This window comes from Micromonospora sp. NPDC049662 (assembly GCF_040675055.1).
GTDB lineage: Bacteria > Actinomycetota > Actinomycetes > Mycobacteriales > Micromonosporaceae > Micromonospora.
In genome coordinates this window covers 39264-60319 of sequence record NZ_JBFAOC010000028.1, presented here as the reverse complement: position 1 = coordinate 60319, position 21056 = coordinate 39264, and the positions used below count along the sequence as shown (strand labels likewise).

Sequence of the window (21056 nt, the reverse complement as noted above, 5' to 3'; positions counted from 1 at the left end):
CGGGCGTGGACTAGGCGCTTCGACGGCTTCGGTGCCTGTCTGACGACGGTGACCGGGCCAACGGCAAGGCGCGTAGTGCCAGTGCGGCAGCGAAGCCACGGCAGCTGCTCGATGCGTGTCAGCTACCCACGGCGCCGCTGGTACTGCAACGGCAGTCACCTCGCTTCCCGGTGAACGGTGCGCCGCAACAGAGAGCGAACGGAATCGTCGGGATGCAGGTCGTGGCATGTGCCCGCGCCCGGCCGCATGGGCCCTGCCATCGCCAAGAGGCCGGACACGACGATGGCCGCCTGGTCGGCCACTTCGAGGCCGACGTCGGCAACATCGTTCTGATTGGCCGTTTCTTCGGCAGGCATGCGGTAGACCAAGTCCGAATGCGTCAGATCGTAGATCGTCGTTGCAATGATGAACGCCGGGCCGAGGAACAAAGAAGCCGACCGCGACGGTCGGTGCGCGTAGAGGCCAACGCGACGCTGACGTAACGACAGGGCCCAGCAGCCACGGGTGCCCTCGACGATCATTGGCCGGACCGTACGCAAACCCACGGGTCAGCCGGGGACGCCTGTCACCGGGGTCGACAGCAACGCTGACAGCATCCGGCACGGATCGGGTGACCCGTCGAGGTCACGGATGCAAACCGCGCGGTAATCGTCGAGCCTTTCGCGACACAAGTCCGGGTGGAAGTCGCCGAGGCAGTGGGGGTTCGGGTGGGTCCACCGGGGAAGCGCGACGAGGTCTGGTTCACCAGCCTCTATGCCGCCGAGTACGCGCACATCGTCCGGTACGGCCTGCGCCGCCTCGGCGACGCCGACGCGTCGGCGGAACTCGCCCAGGAGGTGTTCGTCGTCGCGTGGCGGCGGCGTCGGGAGGTGCCGGACCGCAGCCTGCCCTGGCTGTACGGGGTGGCCCGGCGCCTGTTGGCCAACCAGTGGCGCTCCCGGCGGGCCGCACCGGATCTGCTGCCGATCGTGGATGCCGACCTGACGCGGGTGGCCGATCCGTCCGGTGCGGACACGACCGTGGGGGTCGCCGACATTCGGGCGGCGCTGGCGACCCTCAACGACCTCGACCAGGAGATCCTGCGGCTCGTCGGCTGGGAGGAGTTGACGGTGTCCGAGGCCGCGCAGGTCCTCGGCTGCACCCGGGCGACCACGGCGGTGCGCCTGCACCGCGCTCGCCGTCGACTGACCGTGGCGATGTCGAGCCGTCCGGTCCGTCCCCGCCGCCCACTGATGGCGACCACGCGAGAGGAGCTGTGATGTTTTCGGTGGCCCGTACCCGTACCCTCATCGGCCCGGCCGATCCGGCTCGGAGCGCGACCGTCGCACCGCCCTCGGTCGCGGCCCACGAGTTGATCGATCGTGCCGGTGTCGCGGAGGCGGCGGCGCATCGGCGCGTACGCCCGACTCGCCGGCTCGTCCTGACGGCCGGGGCGCTCGCGGTGGCGGCCGGCGCCGCGGCCGCGCTGCGTCCGTCCGGCGAGCGCACGCCGGACGTCCCGGTTGGGCCGGGGGACGCGGTGGGGCTGGTGCTCGTGCCGGTCGCCTACCAGTTCGACGCCGACCCGCCGGCTGCCGGCCCGCGGCTGCGCACGCTGGCCAGCAAGATCAAGGACGCGGGGTACGACACCCGCGGCGGGCGCTACATGTACCACCACACGAAGGTGTGGGGTGACCCGGTGATGAGTTCGCCCGACGACCGTTACCACGTCGCCTTTGTCGGTGAGACGAAGGTGTGGCAGGCCGCGGACGGGACCGGCAGCCAGGCCAACACCCAGCTGGAGCCGCAGTACCCCGACGAGAAGTCCCAGGCCTACTGGCGGCGCAAACTCCCGCAGGGTCCGGCCGATGCTGCCGAGTCGTCGCTGATTCCGCTGCCGCCGATGGAGCTGACGCCACCACCGGCCGATCCGGTGCGACTGCGGGAACTGCTCAAGATTGAGTACGGCCCGGGATCGGCGAGCAAGGCGGTCGGCACGCTCTACGCGCGGTACGTCATACCGCGCGCCACCCGGGCGGAGATCCTGCGCGTCCTCGCCGACCTGCCCGGCCTGCGCTGGCGGGGGCAGGTGACCGACCGCGCCGGTCGGGCCGGTGTCGCGGTCACCTACGACGACCGGGAACACGACGCCCAGTCCCTCCTGATCTTCGATGCGGATACGGGTGGCCTGCTCGCCCACGAGATGCTGACGCTCACGCCGGTACGGCTCAACGCGTACCAGATGATCATCGACACCGCCTGGACCGACCGCGTCGGCTGACCAGCGATTTCTGGGGCCGCTCTCGCGGGAGCGGCCCTGCGGTGTTTTTGCGGCAGCGCCGCCAGCTGCACGAACACCAGTGCGCATAGCAGATCAACCGTCTCGGCGGGCGTTGTCCACAGGCCCCTGAGTTGTCCACAGGCGGCCGGGTCGAGGGCGTCGTTCGGGGTTCGTCGCGAGCAGGGTCGGTGGTGCATCCGATCCCGACCGCTGGAGGCCGCGATGGCACCCCGTACCTCCGTCCCGCCGATCCGACGGCTCCCACTGGTCGTCACCGGGGACGGCGACCTGCTCGACGACCTGCTCCGGCTCGCCGCCGCCGGCGGGACCGAGGTGGAACTCGCCGCCGACCCGGCCGCGGCACGCACCCGCTGGACCTCCGCGCCGCTGGTGCTGCTCGGTGTCGACCAGTCGCGGGCGTGTCTGCGGGCCCGGCTACCGAAGCGGCCCCGGTTGGTGCTCGTCGGCCGGGCCGGTCAGATCGACCCCGGCTGGCAGATCGCCGAGCTGATCGGCGCCGAACACGTCGCCGCGCTGCCCGCCGCCGAGCCGTGGCTCGTGGACCGCCTGGCCGAGCACGGCCCAGACCAGCCGGACGGCCCGGGTGCGCGGGTCGTCGCGCTGTTCGGTGGCCGAGGTGGCGCCGGGGCGAGCGTGCTCGCCGGCGGGCTCGCCGTGACCGCCGCGCGGGCCCGACTGCGCACCCTGCTCATCGACGCCGATCCGCTCGGCGGTGGCCTCGATCTCGTCCTCGGCTGGGAGCAGTTGGAAGGGCTGCGGTGGCCGTCACTCACCAGCGCGGACGGGCGGGTGGACGCACCCGCGCTGGTCCAGGCCCTGCCCAGTCGAGGCGACCTGGTGGTGCTCTCCTGGGACCGCGGCGAGATGCTGGCGCTGCCCGCCGCAGCCATGGCGGCGACCGTCGACGCCGCCCACCGGGGCCGGGACTTCGTGGTGATCGACCTGCCCCGGCAGCTCGACGACGCCGCCGTGGTCGCGTTGCAGGCGGCCGACCAGGCGTTCGTCGTCGTACCGGCGGAGTTGCGTGCCACCGCGGCCGCCGCCCGGGTGGTGGCCGTGGCCGCACCACACTGCGACGCACTCTCGGTCGTGGTGCGCGGGCCCGCCCCCGGCCGGCTGCGCGCCACCGAGGTGGCACGGGCCCTCGGGCTTCCCCTCGCCGGCACGCTGCGCCCCGAGCCGGGGCTCTGCCGGGGCCTCGAACGCGGCGAGGCCCCGGCGGCGGCGGGCAAGGGCCCGCTCGCCGCCCTGTGCCAGCGGATCGTCGCGGACCTCACCGGCGCCACGACCGGTGCGGCATGAGCGGCCAGCCGGAGGACACCTCCTTCGCGGCCCGGGTGCGGCAGCGGATCGTCGCCGCCACCGACCCGGTCACCCCGGCGGCGATCGTCTCCGCCGTACGTGCCGAACCCACCGCTGCCGTGCTGGGCGACACCGCCGTCCTGCGGATCGCCGACCGGGTGCACGACGACCTCGTCGGCGCCGGACCACTCGCCCCACTGCTGACCGACCCAGAGGTGACCGACGTCCTGGTCAACGGCGTACGCGTCTGGGCCGACCGGGGTGCGGGGCTGCACCAGGTGGCGATCCCGGTCGGCTCGGTCGACGACGTCCGGCGGTTGGCGCAGCGGCTCATCGCCAGCGCCGGTCGGCGGCTCGACGACGGCTCCCCGTTCGCGGACGCCCGCCTGCCCGACGGCACCCGCCTGCACGCCGTACTGCCTCCGGTGGCGACCGAGGGTCCCTACCTGTCCCTGCGGACGTTCCGGCATCGCCCGTACACGCTCGACGAGCTGGTGAGCCAGGGGACGGTGCCGCGACCGGTGGCACCGCTGCTCGCCGCGGTCGTCGCGGCCCGGTTGGCGTACCTGGTCACCGGCGGCACGGGCTCGGGCAAGACGACCCTGCTCAACACTCTGCTCGGGTTGGTGCCAGCCACCGAACGGATCGTCCTGGTCGAGGACGCGGCAGAGCTCCAGCCGGGGCATCCGCACGTGGTCGGGCTGCAGGCCCGTACCGCCAACGTCGAGGGGACGGGCGTGGTCAGCCTCGGAGACCTGGTCCGGCAGGCGCTGCGAATGCGTCCGGACCGCCTGGTCGTCGGGGAGTGCCGGGGCGCAGAGGTGGTCGACCTGCTGGCCGCGTTGAACACGGGTCACGACGGCGGTGCCGGCACGCTGCATGCCAACACCCCGTCCGACGTGCCGGCCCGGCTGGAGGCGCTCGGCATGCTCGGTGGTCTGCCCCGCGCCGCGCTGCACGCCCAGGTGGTCGCCGCGCTTCAGGTGCTGCTCCAGGTGCGTCGCGGCGATCAGGGCCGCGTCCTCGAATCGATCTGTCTGCTGCTCCCCGAAGGGCCGGAACGCCTGGCCACCGTGGTGCCCGCCTGGATACGTGGGCGAGGCCTGGGGCTGGCCGCCCGTACGTTCGGCGCGCTGCTGCGGGACCGGGGTGTCGCGGTCCCACCGATCCTCACCGAGCCGTGGCCCGGATCGGCAGGTCCGGCGTGAACGCCACGATGGCGCTGGTCGCGGCGCTGCTGCTGTCCACCGCGATCCTGGTGATCTGGCGGGCGAAGAGCATCAGAGACCGTCGGCGTCGGGTGCTGGCCCCGACCCGGCGTGCCACCGGTGTCGACCCGGACGACGCCCTGGTCGAGTGGATCCGGGACCTCGCTCGCGGGCAGGACCGGCCGACCGAAGACCTCGGCGGCACGGCCGCTTCGGCTGACCCGGGTGCGCTCGTGCAGCCGGGGGCCGGCAGTGGGCGCACGGCCGTCGCCTGGTCCACCCGGGACCTCGACGACAGCCCCGGCCGTTCGAGGGCGACCGGTGGACCCGAGGGACCCACCCGACCGGCCGGCCCGGCACGTCCGCCGGCCCGCCGGGACTCGCGCCGCCCGGCTGCCATTGCCAGGCCCGAGGCCGGAGCCCCGGCGGCCGTCGCTTCCCCGCACCACGAGGCCGGCAGGCTGTTCGCCGACCAGGCGGACCAGAGGGCCGGCGGGCTGTTCGCCGACCAGGCGGGTCATCGGGCCGGCGGGCTGTTGGCGGGGCCGGCAGGCCGCGAGACCGACAGGCCGCTCGCGGACCAGCCGGACCATGGTGCCGGCGGACTGTTCGTGGGGCCGGCGGGCCACGAGCCGGACAGGCCGGTCTCGACCCTTCTGGTACGCGCGCGACGGTCACCGCGTCGGGTGCTGCTCCTGGCCGGTCTGGTGGGAGCAGGTGTCGGAGCCGTGTCCGGCGGGCCGGTGGCCGCCCTGGCGATGGCCGGCTACGGCACGCTCGCCATCCGTGCCCTGCTGCGCCGGAGAACAAATCGGCAGGTCGAGCTGAATCGACGGCGCGGCCTGGATCTGCTGTGCGGCCTGGCGGCCGACCTCCGGGCGGGTTCGCCCATGCCGCCGACCCTCGAGATCACCTCCGTCGCGGGAGCATCGATGGCCGGCGTCGATCGGCTTCGCGACCTGACCTCGGCCGCCGTGCGGCTGGCGGACCGGACCGGCGCGCCGCTGGCGGAGCTGATCGAGCGGATCGAGGCGGACGCCCGTGCGACCGACCGTGGGCTGGCCGCCGCAGCGGCACAGGCGGCTGGCGCACGCGCCACTGCCTGGTTGCTGGCTGCTCTGCCGATTGGTGGGATCGGGCTCGGCTACGGGATCGGGGTCGACCCCCTGGCGGTGCTCCTGCACGACACGGTCGGTGGGGTGTGCGCGGTCCTCGCCGTCGCCCTGCAGATCGTCGGTCTCTTCTGGGCTGAGCGGCTGGGCGCTGGGCCGGGGCGGACCACCTGATGTCCCCGGTGTTGTCCACTCGCGGGACTGCGGGCATACGCCGCCGTCCGGATGCGATCCGGCTCGCGGCAGGCATGGCCGGGCTTGCCGTGGCAGTGGTTGTCGAGGGCTGGTTCGGATGGCTGGGCGCCGTTCCGGTCGCCGTCCTGCTGGATGTGTCGCTGCGGCGGATCGAGCCTCCCGCCGTACGCAGCCAGCGGCTTCGGGAGGCCGCCGACCTGCCGCTCGCCGCCGACCTCCTGGCGGCGGCGATGCGGGCCGGTGCGCCGGTGGACCGCTCGGTCCTAGCGGTGGCCGAGGCGTTGGACGGCCCGCTGGCCACCCGACTGGCCCGGGTGGGCCGCACGTTGCTCCTCGGTGGCGGCCCAGCGGAGGCGTGGTCGGCGTTGGACGGTGTGCCAGGGGCGGATCGGCTTGCCGCAGCGGCGTTCCGCTCGGCCAACAGCGGCGCGGCGCTGGCCGGTGCGCTGACCCGTCTCGCCGACGACCTGCGGGCCGACCGGGCCACCGCCGCCGAGGCGTCGGCCCGTCGGGCGGGCGTCCTCATCGTGCTGCCACTGGGGCTCTGCTTCCTGCCCGCGTTCATTCTCGCCGGCCTGGTGCCGGTGATCGTCGCCGTTCTCGGCGACGTGCTCTGACCCATCGAGGAAGGGAAGACCCATGCGCAAACTCATCGCCCGACTGCGCGGCGACGACGGAATGAACACCGCCGAGTACGCGGTCGGCACGCTCGCCGCGGTGGCCTTCGCGGGGATCCTGTTGAAGGTGCTGACCTCCGGCAACGTCCAGTCCGCGCTGACCGCGGTCATCGACCGGGCACTCAAGTGATCAGGCGCCGGCAGGTCGACCGTACGCGGAACGCTCCCGGGCGCGCGTCCGACGGCGGCCGGAGGGCCCACATCGTCGGCGGCGAGCGGGGATCCTTCACCGCCGAACTGGCGGCCGGCCTGCCGGCGCTTCTCCTGCTGCTGCTCGCCGGCCTGACGGCGGTGAACGCCGTCAGCACACAGGCGAGTTGCCTGCACACCGCCCGCGAAGCCGCGCTCGCCGCCGCCCGGGGCGCCGGCAACGCGGACGGCGCACAGGTCGCACCACCGGGGGCAGAGGTGTCGGTGTCCTTCGACGGCGACCGGGTGCAGGCGACCGTCCGCGCGCCCGTCCGTGCGCTGGGCGGCCGGCTACCACGGGTCACCGTGGCAGCCACCGCCGTCGCAGCGGTGGAACCCGGCGCCCAAGAGATGAGCCGGTGATGCCCCGGCCGACGGTACGGTCGCGCGGTAACGGCGGTAGCCATGGCATCGGCCCGGGCCACGGTCGATTCCGTGGCCGCAGCCCTGACATCGAGCGAGACCTTGACGGCCGAGCAGACGCGGAGCGGGGTGGCGCGACCATCCTGCTGCTCGCGCTGGGGCTGGTGTTCGTGCTGGTCGGGACATTCGGCGCCGCCGTCGCCGCGACCGGCGTGGCAGCCCAGCGGGCCGCGGTGGCCGCTGATCTCGGCGCGCTGGCCGGGGCCACCCGAGCGCTCGACGGTGATGCGGTGGCGTGCGCGTCCGCCGCGGACATCGCCCAGCGCAACGCCGGCCGGATGGTCGACTGCGTCGTCGACGGCCTGGACGTGCTGGTGACCGTCGAGGTGGCGTTCACGCCGGTCCCGGGCCTGACACGGGTCGCCACATCGACGGCCCGCGCCGGGCCGGTGCGCGGCTGAACGGCAGACCCGGCCGGATCGCAGTGGGTAGAGCCTGGTCGGGTTGGACTGGCAGCAGTAGCCGGCGGCGGGGCGGAGCTGTAGGGCCCTGCCCCGCCGGCCGAGCTTGAGGGGGTAGCTCCGCCGATCTTGCACTTTGTGTCGACGATATGTGGCTTTCGTGGCCTATGTCGGCGCACAAAGTGCAAGATCGCGGGCGGGGTGGCGAAACGCCAGCCGGTGCGTCAGCGAGCCTGGAGCGCGTCGAGGGCGACGGCCATGGCGATGACGAGGCGGCGGTCGATCTGCGGGTTCTGCACCTCGACGACGTACTTGTCGCGCAGGCCCCACTTCTTGACGACCGAGAAGACGGGCTGGCCGCCGGCGAGGAAGTCGAAGTGGTACGGCAGCCAGGAGAGCGAGTCGACGAACCGGCGCAGCAGCGCCACCGGCAGGCTGCGCTCCTGACCCGTCACCTGCGGCAGGCCGGCCTGCTCGACGTGCCACGTGGAGCGGAGCAGGGACTGGGCGAAGTCCTTGCGGAACAGGCCGATCGGGTTGCCGGCCGCGTCGGTGACGTCGTACGTCGCGCCGAGGTCGATGCGCTGGCGGGCCTTGAAACCGAGCAGGGGCTGCTGCTTGGAGTCGTCGGTGTAGATCGTCACCTGCTCCTTGAAGGCGAGCCGCTTCTGCTGCGCGAAGGCCAGCAGCTCGCCCTCGCTGCCGTCCGGCGCGACCGCGCGGACCTCGTACTGGTTGACCATCATCCGCAGCCGCTGGCGGATGTGGAACTGCTGCAGGGTCTGCAAGTTGTCGAGCTGCATCTGATCTCCTCAGGGGGTGTCGCGCCGGAGTCTCGCACAGCCGGGCAACCCCCGTCGGCCCACGCTCATCCGGCTCACCCACCCGACCAACCCGCGCACCCCGAACCGGCCACCCCGACCCCGGCCCACCCCGACCAGCTCGCCCCGACTGGTCCAGCCTGACCGGTCCGCCCGGCCGGACCGGTCACGCGCGAATTCAGCGACCGTCCACCGTCGACCGCAACGACCAGGTGTTGAGCACCTGGTGGATGCCGCGCAGTCGCTCGTTGATCTGCTCCAGCCGTTCGGCCTGAGCCAACGCGGCCAGCGCGGCCCCGAGCGCGATCTGCTGGTCGAGGGTGAGGTGTTCCTGGTCGATGGTGTAGAGCAGGTCGACGGTCTCAGCGATCGTGTCGGCCACAACTTCTCCTCGGGCGCGGGGGCGAAATACAACACAAGCATCGATGGAAGCGCTCCCACACCATTGTGCCCAGTGCCACCGGCATTCATGCAAGGTGGCTCAGGAGGGCAGATTGCCCAGCACCACGTCGAGGACCCGGATCGCGTCCGGCTTCGAGAGAGGGTTGTTGCCGTTGCCGCACTTCGGCGACTGCACGCAGGACGGGCAGCCGGTCTCGCAGCCGCACTCCGCGATCGCGTCGCGGGTGGCCCGCAGCCACGCCGACGCCGTCCCGTAGGCGCGCTCCGCGAAGCCCGCGCCGCCCGGGTGCCCGTCGTAGACGAAGACCGTCGGCGCCTCGGTGTCCGGGTGCAGGGCGGTGGAGAGGCCGCCGATGTCCCACCTGTCGCACGTCGCCATCAGCGGAAGCAGGCCGATCGCGGCGTGTTCGGCGGCGTGCAGCGCGCCCGGTACGTCGGCCGGCTGCACCCCGGCGGACGTCAGCGACCGCTCGGACAGCGTGAACCACACCGCCACCGTCCGCAGCTCCCGGGCGGGCAGGTCCAGCGGTCGGGTGTCGATCACCTCGCCGGTGGCGATCCTGCGCCGCTGGTACGACACCACCTGGCTGGTGACGTCCACCTCGCCGAGGAACATCCCGACCGGCCCGGCGTCGACGTAGGAGCGCACCGACACCACGGACAGGTCGGTGACGTCCCGGGCGTGGGTGGACCAGTCCGGCTCCTCGACGTGCACCAACGCGCAGCCGTCGGCGAGGTCCAGCTCGTCGACCACGTACGAGACGCCCTGGTGCAGGTAGACCGCGCCGGGGTGGAGCAGGAAGTGGGACGAGCCGCCGTCGACGGTGCCGAGCAGCCGGCCGGTCGACGACTCCACCACGACGACCGGTGCGCCGCCCTCGCCGCGCAGGTCCACCTCGGGGCGCTCGCGGTGTCGCCAGTACCAGCCGGTGGGCCGCTGTCGCAGCGCCCCGGCTGCCACCAGCTCGTCCACCGCCTCCTTCGCCCCGTCGCCGAAGAGCGCCAGGTCGGCCGGCGTCAGCGGCGCCTCGGCGGCGGCGCAGGCCAGCTGCGGGGCAAGCACGTACGGGTTGGCCGGGTCGAGCACCGTCGCCTCCACCGGCGCACCGAAGATCGCCTCCGGGTGGTGCACCAGGTAGGTGTCCAGTGGGTCGTCCCGGGCCACCAGCACCGCGAGGGCCTCCTGGCCGGAACGCCCGGCGCGGCCCGCCTGCTGCCACAGCGACGCCCGGGTGCCCGGATAGCCGCAGATCAACACCGCGTCCAGCCCCACCAGGTCCACGCCCAGCTCCAGCGCGTTGGTGGAGGCCAGGCCGAGCAGGTCACCGTGCAGCAGCGCGCGTTCCAGCTCGCGACGCTCCTCGCGCAGGTAGCCGCCCCGGTAGGCGGCCACCCGGTCGCCGAGCCCGGGCACGGCGTCGTCGAGCGCCCGCCGCGCGTTGGCCGCCACCACCTCGGCGCCTTTGCGGGAACGGACGAACGCGAGGGTGCGTACCCCCTCGGCGACCGTGTCGGCGAGGAGGTCCGCGGTCTCGCGCAGCGCCGACCGGCGGACCTGACGAAGGTCGTCGTGGTCGCCCGTCGCCTGCGGGGGGACCGGGGAGGAGGAGCCCGAGTCCGGTGGCAGCAGTGGCGGTTCCCAGAGCGCGAAGGTCACCCCGCCGCGCGGCGAGGTGTCCTCGGTGACCGCGGTCACCGGCAGTCCGGTGAGTCGCGCGGCGGCGGTCGCCGGGTCGCCGGAGGTGGCCGAGGCGAGGACGAACACCGGGCTGGCCCCGAAGCGCGCGCACTGCCGGCGCAACCGGCGCAGCACGTGCGCCACGTGCGAGCCGAACACACCCCGGTAGGTGTGGCACTCGTCGATCACCACGTACGCCAGTCGGCGCAGGAACCCCGACCACTGGGCGTGGCCGGGCAGGACGCCGTGGTGCAGCATGTCCGGATTGGTCAGCACGAAGCGGGAGTGTCGGCGGATCCACTCCCGTTCCGCGCGCGGCGTGTCCCCGTCGTAGGTGGCGGGGCGTACCCCCTCCAGCTCCAGGCCGACGACGGCCCGCAGCTGGTCGGCGGCGAGGGCCTTGGTCGGCGCCAGGTAGAGCACGGTGGCCCGGGGGTCGGCGAGCAGCGTGGCGAGCGCCGGGAGCTGGTACGCCAGGGACTTGCCGGACGCGGTTCCGGTGGCGACGATCACGTGGCCGCCCTCGTACGCCAGGGTGGCCGCCTCGGCCTGGTGCTGCCAGGGCGCGACCACGCCGCGGCGGTCGAACGCCGCCCGAAGCTCCGTAGGCGCCCACGCCGGCCACGGCGCCGGCACCCCGACGCGGGCGGGCACCCGCTCGACGTGGGTGACCGGGTCGCCCGCGCCCCGTGCGCGCAGCCGGCGCAGCAGGTCGACCGGCGGGGAGGAAGTCACGTCCTGCACTCTCGCACTGGTGTTCGGAGATGAAAAGCCGGGCCCCGGGGTAAGGGAAAGCCGCCGCCGGTGACCGCAGGGTGTCCCGGCGGTAGTGGTTAGATGCCCAGGAGAGTTTACGGCTCTGGCGAGGAGGACCGATGGAGCTGTCGCTGGCGACGCGCACCGTGGGCGAGCACACGGTGCTTGAGGTCGGCGGTGAGGTGGACGTCTACACCGCGCCCCGGCTCCGCGAACGTCTCCTCGAGCTGATCGACGGCGGCGCCCGGCACGTGATCGTGGACCTCGGGCGGGTCGACTTCCTCGACTCGACCGGGCTGGGCGTGCTGGTGGGCGCGCACAAGCGGCTGCGCACGGCCGGCGGCTCGTTCGCCCTGGTCTGTGACAAGGAGCCGCTGCTCAAGATTTTCCGGATCACGGCGCTGGACCAGGTGTTCCCGCTGCACGCCACGGTCGAGGCGGCGGCCGGCGCGGGCCCGAGCGGCGCCAACGCGTGATGGCGACGGTCCGGCTCTCCTTCTCTCCGGCCCCGGTGCACGTGCGTACCGCCCGACTGGTCGGCGTGGCCGTCGCCCGACGGGCCGGTGTCCGCGAGGACCTGCTGGACGAGGTGCGCCTGGCCATCGGTGAGGCGTGCACCCGGGCGGTCGCGCTGCACCGTCAGTACGGCCTGGCCGATCCGGTGCTGGTGGAGATGTCCGACGGCGGCACGTACGCGGTGCGGGTCGTGGACCGGGCGCCGATCGAGGCCAGCATCGGGCTGGCGGCGCTGCCGCCGGACGAGTTGGCCGACGAGTCGCTGACCGACGAGGCGTTGACCACGGGTGTCGGGTTCGCTCTGCTCGCGGGCTTCGTGGAGGACCTGCAGGTGCGCCCGGTCGACGAGGGCATCGGCACCGAGGTGCGAATGGTGTGGCCCGTCGGGCGCTGACTTCGGAACGACTGCGCACAAGGCCGTGTCCCCGCCGGGGAGGCGGCCTTGTCGTCATGGATCGGGCCCTATATCAGATTTCGTTTCATAACACAGCGACGAAGATCATCGAGACACGGTGCCACCTCGGTGTGACCTCGAACACTGTGGAGGGCTACAGTACCCGGGTTGTCAGCAAGTGATCCAACCCGCAGCCAGCGGGTATGGGTGGTCATCGCTGGTCCGCTGGGGTGGGTTGGCGCGCGCTTGCGAGTCCGCATCCAGGCGTCGACCGGTGCGTCTCCACCCGTCGACGCGAGTGTTCGGTAACAGGAGGACACAGATGTCCGAGACCTTGGCCGCCGACGGCGGCGGGCTTTCCCTTACCGGAGGCAATGTCACGTACGTCGTCATCGCCGCGGTCATCGCGCTGGTGGCGCTCGTCTTCGCCGCCGCTTTGACGAAGACCGTGCTGGCCGCCGGCAAGGGCACCACCAACATGCAGGAGATCTCGGGGGCGGTCCAGGAGGGCGCCTCGGCCTACCTGCTCCGCCAGTTCCGCACCTTGGCGATCTTCGTCGTCGTCGCCGTGGTGCTGCTCTTCCTGCTGCCGGTGCACGACACCGACGGCAGCGAGATGGCCGTGAAGCTCGGCCGCTCGCTCTTCTTCGTGGTGGGCGCCGTGTTCAGCGCGTCCATCGGTGGCGCCGGCATGTGGCTGGCGACCCGCGCGAACCTGCGCGTGGCCGCCGCCGCCCGGGAGCGCCAGGGTGGCCGCGAAGCCGCCATGAAGATCGCCTTCCGGACCGGCGGCGTGGTCGGCTTCCTCACCGTCGGCCTCGGCCTCTTCGGCGCCGCGCTGGTCGTCCTGGTCTACCGGGGTGACGCGCCCACGGTGCTGGAGGGCTTCGGCTTCGGCGCCGCCCTGCTGGCGATGTTCATGCGGGTCGGCGGCGGCATCTTCACCAAGGCCGCCGACGTCGGCGCCGACCTGGTCGGCAAGGTCGAGCAGGGCATCCCCGAGGACGACCCGCGTAACGCCGCCACCATCGCCGACAACGTGGGCGACAACGTCGGTGACTGCGCCGGCATGGCCGCCGACCTGTTCGAGTCGTACGCGGTGACGCTGGTGGCCGCGCTGATCCTCGGGCGGGCCGCCTTCGGCGAGGACGGTCTGGTCTTCCCGCTGATCATCTCCACCATCGGCGTGCTGGTCGCCATCGTCGGCGTCTTCATCACCCGGCTGCGCGCCTCCGACCGCAACGGTCTCACCGCGATCAACCGGGCCTTCTACATCTCCGCCGTGATCTCCGCGGTGCTGGTGGCGATCGCCGCGTACGCGTACCTGCCGGCGACCTTCGCCGACCTGGAAGGTGGCCTCACCGACGTCGACCGCAACCCGCGACTGGTAGCCATCGGCGCGGTGGTGATCGGCATCGTGCTCGCCGCCGCGATCCAGGCGCTGACCGGCTACTTCACCGAGACCAACAAGCGGCCCGTGCAGGACATCGGCAAGAGCTCGCAGACCGGCGCGGCCACCGTCATCCTCGCCGGCATCAGCGTCGGCCTGGAGTCGGCGGTCTACTCGGCGCTGCTGATCGGCGCCGGCGTCTTCGGGGCGTTCCTGCTCGGCGGCAGCTCCATCACGCTGTCGCTGTTCGCGGTGGCGCTGGCCGGCACCGGCCTGCTCACCACCGTCGGCGTCATCGTCGCCATGGACACCTTCGGCCCGATCTCCGACAACGCCCAGGGCGTGGCGGAGATGTCCGGCGACATCGACGAGCACGGCGCGCGCATCCTCACCGAGCTGGACGCGGTCGGCAACACCACCAAGGCCATCACCAAGGGCATCGCGATCGCCACCGCGGTGCTGGCGGCGACCGCGCTGTTCGGCTCGTACACGGACACCCTGCGGACCGCGTACGCGGACGCCGGCGTGGGCGACGTCGGCACCGAGATCCTCAACTCGCTGAACGTGGCCAACCCGCGCAACCTGGTCGGACTGATCATCGGTGCGGCTGTCGTCTTCCTCTTCTCCGGGCTGGCGATCAACGCGGTGTCCCGCTCGGCCGGCGCGGTCGTCATGGAGGTCCGCCGGCAGTTCCGTGAGCTGCCCGGCATCATGGACCGCACCCAGCGTCCGGAGTACGGCAAGGTCGTCGACATCTGCACCCGGGACGCGCAGCGCGAGCTGATGACCCCCGGCCTGCTCGCCATCCTGGCGCCGATCGCGGTCGGCTTCGGCCTCGGCCCGGGGGCGCTCGCCTCCTACCTGGCCGGCGCGATCGGAGCCGGCACGCTGATGGCGGTGTTCCTGTCCAACTCCGGTGGGGCCTGGGACAACGCCAAGAAGCTGGTCGAGGACGGCGCGTACGGCGGCAAGGGCTCCGAGTCGCACGCCGCCACGGTCATCGGCGACACCGTCGGCGACCCGTTCAAGGACACCGCCGGCCCGGCCATCAACCCGCTGATCAAGGTGATGAACCTGGTCTCGCTGCTGATCGCCCCCGCCGTGGTGGCCTACAGCGTCGGTGACGACCGCAACGTCGGCCTGCGGGTTGGTATCGCGCTGGTCGCGACGCTGATCATCGTGGCGTCGGTGGTCTTCAGCAAGCGCAAGGGCATCGCGATGGACGACTCCGACACCGGCGCGGGCAGCGCCGACCACCGTCCGGAGATCGTCAACGCCTGACACCGGCGGCACCGGGGTCCCCGCTCGACGCACCCGTCGGGCGGGGACCCCGGCCATCCGGACCGGTGCCACACCTGGCCGAAGGTCGTACGCTGCAACGCATGCGTACGTGCCGGACGTCTGCCGTCGGAAAGCTCACGGTGGTCCTGGCCACGCTCGTCGTCGTCCTCACCGGCTGCGGTGGGCCCAGCCCACGGGCCTGGGCGGCCTCGGTCTGCGGCGCACTCACGCCGTGGCGCTCCGAGATCAGCAAGTTGACCAGCAGCACCGATCAGCAGATGACGGCGCAGACCACTCCGGCGCAGGCCAAGGAGAACCTGGTGCGGCTCTTCGGCGGCGCGGAACAGGCCAGCGAGACCGCGCGCCGCAAGGTCGAGCAGGCCGGCGTCCCGGAGACCGACAACGGCGAGGCCATCTCCGCCGGCTTCCGGGGGTCGCTGGAGAAGATGCGGGACGCCTACGGCCGCGCCCGGGACACCATCGAGGGGTTGGGCACCGGCGAGCCCGCCGCCTTCTACGACGGCGTGCGGGCCGCCGTCGACACCCTGAACAAGGAGTACGACGCCAGCGCGCTGGACACCAGCAAGCTCAACTCCGAGGAGCTGAAACAGGCCTTCGACGAGGTGCCCGAGTGTCGCTGAACGGGCTCGGTGACACGCCGGCCGCGCAGTCGCTGCCGGCGCTGTTCCCCGTACCCGAGCCCGACCCGTCGCGGGCCGACCCGGCGCCTGCGGGTCCGAGCCGGCGGCGCGGCGGTTCCGACCGCTCCGAGTCGGCCCTTTCCGGGCCACCCCGGGCCGACGACGCGGGACGGCAACTCGTCTTCTTCGGCGCGGAGGCCGCCGAACCGGCGGTCGCCGATCTGGCCGGGCTGCTCGCCGGCCCGGGGGAGGTCGTCCGGATGGGCGGCACCGCCCGACTCGCGGTGCGGGTGGACGCCGCCTGGCGGGTGCACGTGCTCGTCGCCGAACTGGCGCTGCGCGGGCTGGCCGCGAGCTGGGAGCCGACCGAGGACCAGCGGCACGCCGTGCGGACGTCGTACACCCGGTTGTTGAAGCCGCTCGCGGTCGCCTGGCTGGACGGCCCGGCGAAGTGTCCTCCGGCGGCCTTCCACCTGACCGGCCGGCGGCTGCGGCTGTGGCTCGCCGCCGCCGGGACGCCGGAGCCGCCCGGCGGCTTCCTGCTGCGCCTCGGCGCGGGTGACCAGCGGTGCTGGGAGGCGATCGGCGCGGCTCTCGCCGCCGCCGGCCTGGCCGGCACGCTGCTCGGCCCCGACGAGGGTGGCCCGGCGTACCGGATCACCGGCCGACGCCGGTTGGCGCGGCTCGCCGAACTGGTCGGCGCCCCGCCCGCGGCAGCCCCGCCCGACGCCTGGCCCTAACCGCCCCCGCCGCCCCCGCCCCCGCCCACCGGCGTCGATCATGGAGTTGTGGTGGTGGACGTACCTCTCCTTCGGGGTCTAAACGCCCACCACAACCCCATGATCGACGTGAGCGGGAGGGGCGGGGGGTGGGGGTGGGGCGTGGGAGGGGTGGGGGAGGGGCGGGGGTGAGGTGTCTGGTGTTGGACAACTGGGGTTGGACGGGCTGGTTGAGGGCCTGCCATCGTCACAGTGACCCGCTCCGAGGCCTACCCACGGTGTACGGTGGCGCCGTCCGGCAGTGTCGAGCACGGCGGGCGGGATTCGACCGCCGCGCCGCAGCGGATTGCCGCCCGCGAAACCCGAAACGCGGACGGCGCGTTACGTTGGACATCCGGACCGCCGGTGCCACGGCGGGGTCGAGAGCGGTCGCTGTCGTAAGGCGCCGGCCGGCCACGAGCAGGAGTGAGGTCGGGGAGAGACGTGCCGAGCAACGCTGGAACCACCCGTCTGGTCATCGTCGAGTCACCGGCGAAGGCCAAGACGATCTCGGGCTACCTCGGCCCGGGGTACGTCGTGGAGGCCAGCTTCGGTCACGTCCGCGACCTGCCGCGCAACGCCGCCGACGTGCCGGCCAAGTACAAGGGCGAGTCCTGGGCTCGCCTCGGGGTGGACGTGGACAACGGCTTCCACGCCCTCTACGTCGTCTCGGCCGACCGCAGGCAGCAGATCAGCAAGCTGGTGAAGCTGTCCAAGGAGGTCGACGAGATCTTCCTGGCGACGGATGAGGACCGCGAGGGCGAGGCCATCGCCTGGCACCTGGTCGAGACCCTCAAGCCCAAGGTCCCGGTCAAGCGGATGGTCTTCCACGAGATCACCAAGCCGGCGATCCAGGCCGCCGTGGCCAACCCCCGGGAGATCGACCGCGACCTGGTCGACGCCCAGGAGGCCCGGCGCATCCTCGACCGCCTCTACGGCTACGAGGTCTCCCCGGTGCTGTGGAAGAAGGTCATGCCGAAGCTCTCGGCGGGCCGGGTGCAGTCCGTGGCGACCCGCATCGTGGTGGAGCGGGAGCGGCAGCGGATGGCGTTCCGCACCGCCGAGTACTGGGACATCCTGGCCACCCTCGCCGTGGCGAACGCCGGGGAGGGGCCGCGTACCTTCAACGCCACCCTGATCGCGCTCAACGGCGACCGGATCGCCACCGGTAAGGACTTCGAGCCCACCACGGGCAAGGTCCGGGCCGGCGCGGGCGTCGTCCACCTCGACGAGAGCGGTGCCCGGGGTCTGGCCGCCCGGCTCGACGGGCGGCCGTTCACGGTCACCCGGGTCGAGGAGAAGCCCTACCGCCGCCGCCCGTACGCGCCGTTCATCACCTCGACGCTCCAGCAGGAGGCGGCCCGCAAGCTGCGCCTGTCCTCGCAGCAGACGATGCGCACCGCGCAGCGCCTCTACGAGAACGGCTACATCACCTATATGCGTACCGACTCGGTGAACCTGTCGGAGACCGCCATCTCGGCGGCCCGCCGGCAGATCGTCGAGCTGTACGGCGAGCGCAGCGTTCCGCCGGAGCCCCGCCGCTACACCGGCAAGGTCAAGAACGCCCAGGAGGCGCACGAGGCGATCCGCCCGGCGGGGGACAACTTCCGTACCCCGGGCGAGGTGGCCAAGGAGCTGTCCGCCGAGGAGTTCAAGCTCTACGAGCTGATCTGGCGGCGCACCATCGCCTCGCAGATGACCGACGCCGTCGGTTCCAGCGTCTCGGTGCGCATCCGCGCGGTCTCCACCTCCCAGGAGGAGGCCGACTTCGGTGCGACCGGTAAGACCATCACCGACCCGGGTTTCCTGCGCGCGTACGTCGAGTCCAGCGACGACGAGAACGCCGAGGCCGAGGACGCCGAGCGTCGGCTGCCGACCCTGGTCAAGGACCAGCCGCTGACCGCCGACGAGCTGGCCGCGCAGGGCCACCACACCCAGCCGCCGTCGCGCTACACGGAAGCGTCGCTGGTCAAGGCCCTGGAGGAGCTGGGCATCGGTCGCCCGTCCACCTACGCGTCGATCATGCAGACGATCCAGGACCGGGGGTACGTCACCAAGCGCGGCCAGGCGATGATCCCCACGTTCCTGGCCTTCGCGGTGATCGGCCTGATGGAGCGGCACTACCCACGCCTCATCGACTACGACTTCACCGCCAGCATGGAGAACGAGCTGGACGAGATCGCGGGCGGTGACCACGCCGCGGTCGACTTCCTCACCGCGTTCTACTTCGGCAGCTCCAACGGCGCCGGTGACCAGGACATCGCCCGCTCGGGTGGGCTCAAGAAGCTCGTCACCGAGAACCTGAGCGAGATCGACGCGCGCAGCGTGAACTCGATCCCGCTCTTCACCGACGAGGACGGCCGGGAGGTCGTCGTCCGGGTCGGCCGGTACGGGCCGTACCTCCAGCGGGCGGTTCCCGGCGAGACGCCGGCCGCTCCGGCCGAGGGCGAGGAGGCCGGCTCCCAGGGTGACCGGGCGCCGATCCCCGAGGGCCTGGCCCCGGACGAGCTGACCCCGGAGAAGGTGCACGAGCTGTTCCTCGGCGGTAGCGGCGAGCGCAAGCTCGGCGACGACCCGGCCACCGGCGAGCCGATCGTGCTCAAGTCCGGCCGTTTCGGCCCGTACGTCTCCAGCGGGGAGCGCAAGTCCTCGCTACTGCGCTCGCAGACGCCGGACTCGCTCTCCCTCGACGAGGCGCTGCGGCTGCTGAGCCTGCCCCGGTCGGTGGGCGTCGCGCCCGACGGCGTCGAGGTGTTCGCCAACAACGGTCGCTACGGCCCGTACGTGAAGCAGGGCGAGGAGTTCCGCTCGCTCGAGTCCGAAGAGCAGATGTTCACGGTCACCCTGGACGAGGCGTTGGCCCTGCTGGCCGCCCCGAAGACCCGGGGCCGGCGGGCCGCCGCGCCGCCGCTGCGCGAGATGGGCGTCGACCCGTTGACCGAGAAGCCGCTGGTGATCAAGGACGGGCGGTTCGGCCCGTACGTCACCGACGGCGAGGTCAACGCGTCCCTGCGGCGCGGCCAGACCCCGGAGGCGCTCACCATCGAGGAAGCGTCCAAGATGCTGGCCGACAAGCGGGCCAAGGGTCCGGCCCCGCGCAAGAAGGCCGCAGCGAAGAAGGCTCCGGCGAAGAAGGCTCCGGCGAAGAAGACGACGGCCACCAAGAAGACGGCCGCCGCCAGCAAGTCCACCGCCGCGAAGAAGACCACCACCGCCAAGGCGACGGCGGCCAGGAAGGCGACCCCGGCGAAGAAGGCGGCCCCGAAGAAGGCCACCGCCAGCCCTGCCGAGGAGTGACGGTGAGCACGCCGCCCCAAATGGGTTAAATGTCCAAATTTGGGGTCGGGGTTCTGGCGTGGACTGCCTAATGTGAGGGAATGTTCGCAGTCCCTGTCCCGCGCCGCCGCATGCTCGTCGGTGCTGCCGCCGGTGCGTTGCTGCTCGCCGTGTCCGCGGTCGGCATCCGGGCGGTGGACGCGGGCAGTCCCTCGCCAGCCGGCGCCACCATGTCGCGCGCTTCCCCGCAGGCCGTCGCCCCCGGGTCGTCCGCCGGGCCGAACCGCGATCCCGCCAACCCGCGGACCGTGCGACTCGTCGCCGCGGGTGACGTTCTGATCCATCCCGCGGTGACCGAGCAGGCGCGCCGGGACGGTGCCCGTGCCGGCGGCATGGACTTCGGCCCGATGTTCGCCGGGGTCGCCCCGGCGGTCCGCGGCGCCGACCTGGCGCTGTGCCACCTCGAGACGCCACTGGCCGATCCCGCCGGCCCGTTCGCCGGCTATCCGTCGTTCAACGCGCCCCCGCAGGTGCTCGACGCGCTGCGCACCACCGGGTTCGACGGCTGCTCAACCGCCTCCAACCACACCCTCGACCAGGGTGCCGACGGGGTGGCCCGGACACTCCGCGCACTCGACGCCGCCGGGCTGGGGCACACCGGGAGTGCCCGCAGCGCCGCCGAAGCGGCCCGGCCCCGGATCTACCAGGTCGGCGACGTCCGCGTCGCCCACCTGGCGTACAGCCTGAACTTCAACGGGCTGAGCCGCCCCTCGGGCAAGCCGTGGCTGGCCAACCTGATCAAGCCGTCCGAGATCCTCGCCGCCGCCCACAAGGCCCGGGTCGCCGGTGCCGACATCGTCGTGCTCAGCCTGCACTGGGGTACGGAGTACCAGCACCTGCCGGACGCCGACCAGCGGGCGTGGGCCAAGCAGTTGATCTCCTCGCCCGACGTGGACCTCATCCTGGGCCATCACGCCCACGTGGTGCAGCCGTTCCAGCGCTTCGGCGACAAGTGGGTGGTCTTCGGCATGGGCAACGAACTGGCCCGGCACGAGACGCCGATCGACGACAACCGTGAGGGTGTGATGGCCCGGGCCACCTTCACCGAGACCGCTCCGGGACGCTGGACGGTGACCCGGATGGAGGCACTGCCCACCTGGACCGACCTGGCGCCGGCCCTGCGGCTGGTCGACCTGACCGCAGCGCTTGCCGACCCGGGCACCTCACCAGGCCGGCGGGGCGACTACCGGGAGGCGTACCAGCGGGTGCTCGGCTACGTCCGGGCCCTGGGTGCCGGCCCGGACCAGGTGGTGGCGTCGGGCGGCTGAGCGTCACCGCCGAGGGTGCGGCTCGAA

The 21056-nt window shown here is 72.6% G+C and carries 20 protein-coding genes; 16 read left to right on the top strand and 4 right to left on the bottom strand.

The genetic code is table 11. The annotated features are described in order from the left end of the window. Window positions 1-155 precede the first annotated feature (155 nt). Window positions 156-521 carry a hypothetical protein gene (locus AB0J36_RS21135; RefSeq protein ID WP_357392626.1) on the bottom strand — a complete coding sequence of 122 codons (366 nt, stop codon included), beginning with the start codon at window positions 519-521 and terminating at the stop codon, window positions 156-158. 186 nt (window positions 522-707) lie between these two features. On the opposite strand from AB0J36_RS21135, the gene AB0J36_RS21130 reads away from it, so the two are divergent. The 9 genes from AB0J36_RS21130 (at window position 708) to AB0J36_RS21090 (ending at window position 7788) form a co-directional block, all read left to right on the top strand. Beyond that, the gene (locus AB0J36_RS21130; protein WP_357123628.1) at window positions 708-1259 is read left to right on the top strand and encodes a sigma-70 family RNA polymerase sigma factor; all 552 of its coding nucleotides are present in this window, start codon (window positions 708-710) and stop codon (window positions 1257-1259) included. Beyond that, complete coding sequence (locus AB0J36_RS21125) at window positions 1259-2260, top strand: CU044_5270 family protein (RefSeq protein ID WP_357392627.1); 1002 nt, start codon at window positions 1259-1261, stop codon at window positions 2258-2260. Before AB0J36_RS21130 ends, AB0J36_RS21125 begins: the two co-directional genes overlap by 1 nt. A 222-nt stretch (window positions 2261-2482) precedes the next feature. After that, window positions 2483-3583, top strand: coding sequence for a septum site-determining protein Ssd (gene ssd, locus AB0J36_RS21120; RefSeq protein ID WP_357123635.1), 1101 nt, complete (start codon window positions 2483-2485; stop codon window positions 3581-3583). Further along, the gene (locus tag AB0J36_RS21115; RefSeq protein ID WP_357392628.1) at window positions 3580-4791 is read left to right on the top strand and encodes a TadA family conjugal transfer-associated ATPase; all 1212 of its coding nucleotides are present in this window, start codon (window positions 3580-3582) and stop codon (window positions 4789-4791) included. Before ssd ends, AB0J36_RS21115 begins: the two co-directional genes overlap by 4 nt. Continuing rightward, on the top strand, window positions 4788-6077 hold the full coding sequence (locus tag AB0J36_RS21110; protein ID WP_357392629.1) for a hypothetical protein: 1290 nt from the start codon (window positions 4788-4790) through the stop codon (window positions 6075-6077). The genes AB0J36_RS21115 and AB0J36_RS21110 overlap by 4 nt, the downstream gene beginning before the upstream one ends. Continuing rightward, a complete protein-coding gene (locus tag AB0J36_RS21105; RefSeq protein ID WP_357392630.1) occupies window positions 6077-6715 on the top strand; it encodes a type II secretion system F family protein in 639 nt (212 codons plus the stop codon). Before AB0J36_RS21110 ends, AB0J36_RS21105 begins: the two co-directional genes overlap by 1 nt. Before the next feature lie 22 nt (window positions 6716-6737). Further along, a complete protein-coding gene (locus AB0J36_RS21100) occupies window positions 6738-6905 on the top strand; it encodes a DUF4244 domain-containing protein (protein WP_234584142.1) in 168 nt (55 codons plus the stop codon). A 71-nt stretch (window positions 6906-6976) separates the two neighbouring features. Beyond that, window positions 6977-7327: a TadE family type IV pilus minor pilin gene (locus AB0J36_RS21095; RefSeq protein WP_357392650.1), complete on the top strand. Its 351-nt coding sequence runs from the start codon at window positions 6977-6979 to the stop codon at window positions 7325-7327. Continuing rightward, entirely contained in the window at window positions 7327-7788 is a 462-nt protein-coding gene (locus tag AB0J36_RS21090) for an Rv3654c family TadE-like protein (protein WP_357392631.1), read from the top strand. The genes AB0J36_RS21095 and AB0J36_RS21090 overlap by 1 nt, the downstream gene beginning before the upstream one ends. A 224-nt stretch (window positions 7789-8012) precedes the next feature. Here AB0J36_RS21090 and AB0J36_RS21085 read toward each other — a convergent pair whose 3' ends face one another. From AB0J36_RS21085 to AB0J36_RS21075, 3 genes are all read right to left on the bottom strand, one after another. Continuing rightward, a complete protein-coding gene (locus AB0J36_RS21085) occupies window positions 8013-8591 on the bottom strand; it encodes a hypothetical protein (RefSeq protein ID WP_357123657.1) in 579 nt (192 codons plus the stop codon). Window positions 8592-8787: 196 nt separating this feature from the next. Further along, window positions 8788-8991 carry a hypothetical protein gene (locus tag AB0J36_RS21080; RefSeq protein WP_357123660.1) on the bottom strand — a complete coding sequence of 68 codons (204 nt, stop codon included), beginning with the start codon at window positions 8989-8991 and terminating at the stop codon, window positions 8788-8790. A gap of 99 nt (window positions 8992-9090) precedes the next feature. Further along, window positions 9091-11433: a DEAD/DEAH box helicase gene (locus tag AB0J36_RS21075; RefSeq protein WP_357392632.1), complete on the bottom strand. Its 2343-nt coding sequence runs from the start codon at window positions 11431-11433 to the stop codon at window positions 9091-9093. Window positions 11434-11564: 131 nt separating this feature from the next. Between AB0J36_RS21075 and AB0J36_RS21070 the strand changes: the two genes are divergently transcribed. The 7 genes from AB0J36_RS21070 (at window position 11565) to AB0J36_RS21040 (ending at window position 21029) form a co-directional block, all read left to right on the top strand. Next, window positions 11565-11921, top strand: coding sequence for an STAS domain-containing protein (locus AB0J36_RS21070; RefSeq protein WP_355049272.1), 357 nt, complete (start codon window positions 11565-11567; stop codon window positions 11919-11921). Beyond that, window positions 11918-12355 (top strand): ATP-binding protein, encoded by a 438-nt coding sequence (locus tag AB0J36_RS21065; protein WP_355049271.1) that lies wholly within the window; start codon window positions 11918-11920, stop codon window positions 12353-12355. The genes AB0J36_RS21070 and AB0J36_RS21065 overlap by 4 nt, the downstream gene beginning before the upstream one ends. Window positions 12356-12677: 322 nt before the next feature. Further along, window positions 12678-15026: a sodium-translocating pyrophosphatase gene (locus AB0J36_RS21060; RefSeq protein WP_357123667.1), complete on the top strand. Its 2349-nt coding sequence runs from the start codon at window positions 12678-12680 to the stop codon at window positions 15024-15026. Between the two features lie 101 nt (window positions 15027-15127). Beyond that, window positions 15128-15667 (top strand): hypothetical protein, encoded by a 540-nt coding sequence (locus AB0J36_RS21055; RefSeq protein WP_357123670.1) that lies wholly within the window; start codon window positions 15128-15130, stop codon window positions 15665-15667. Beyond that, entirely contained in the window at window positions 15658-16407 is a 750-nt protein-coding gene (locus tag AB0J36_RS21050) for a hypothetical protein (RefSeq protein WP_363661020.1), read from the top strand. The genes AB0J36_RS21055 and AB0J36_RS21050 overlap by 10 nt, the downstream gene beginning before the upstream one ends. A 462-nt stretch (window positions 16408-16869) precedes the next feature. Beyond that, window positions 16870-19722 (top strand): type I DNA topoisomerase, encoded by a 2853-nt coding sequence (gene topA, locus AB0J36_RS21045; RefSeq protein WP_363661019.1) that lies wholly within the window; start codon window positions 16870-16872, stop codon window positions 19720-19722. 80 nt (window positions 19723-19802) lie between these two features. After that, entirely contained in the window at window positions 19803-21029 is a 1227-nt protein-coding gene (locus AB0J36_RS21040) for a CapA family protein (RefSeq protein ID WP_363661018.1), read from the top strand. The last annotated feature ends 27 nt before the right edge of the window (window positions 21030-21056 follow it).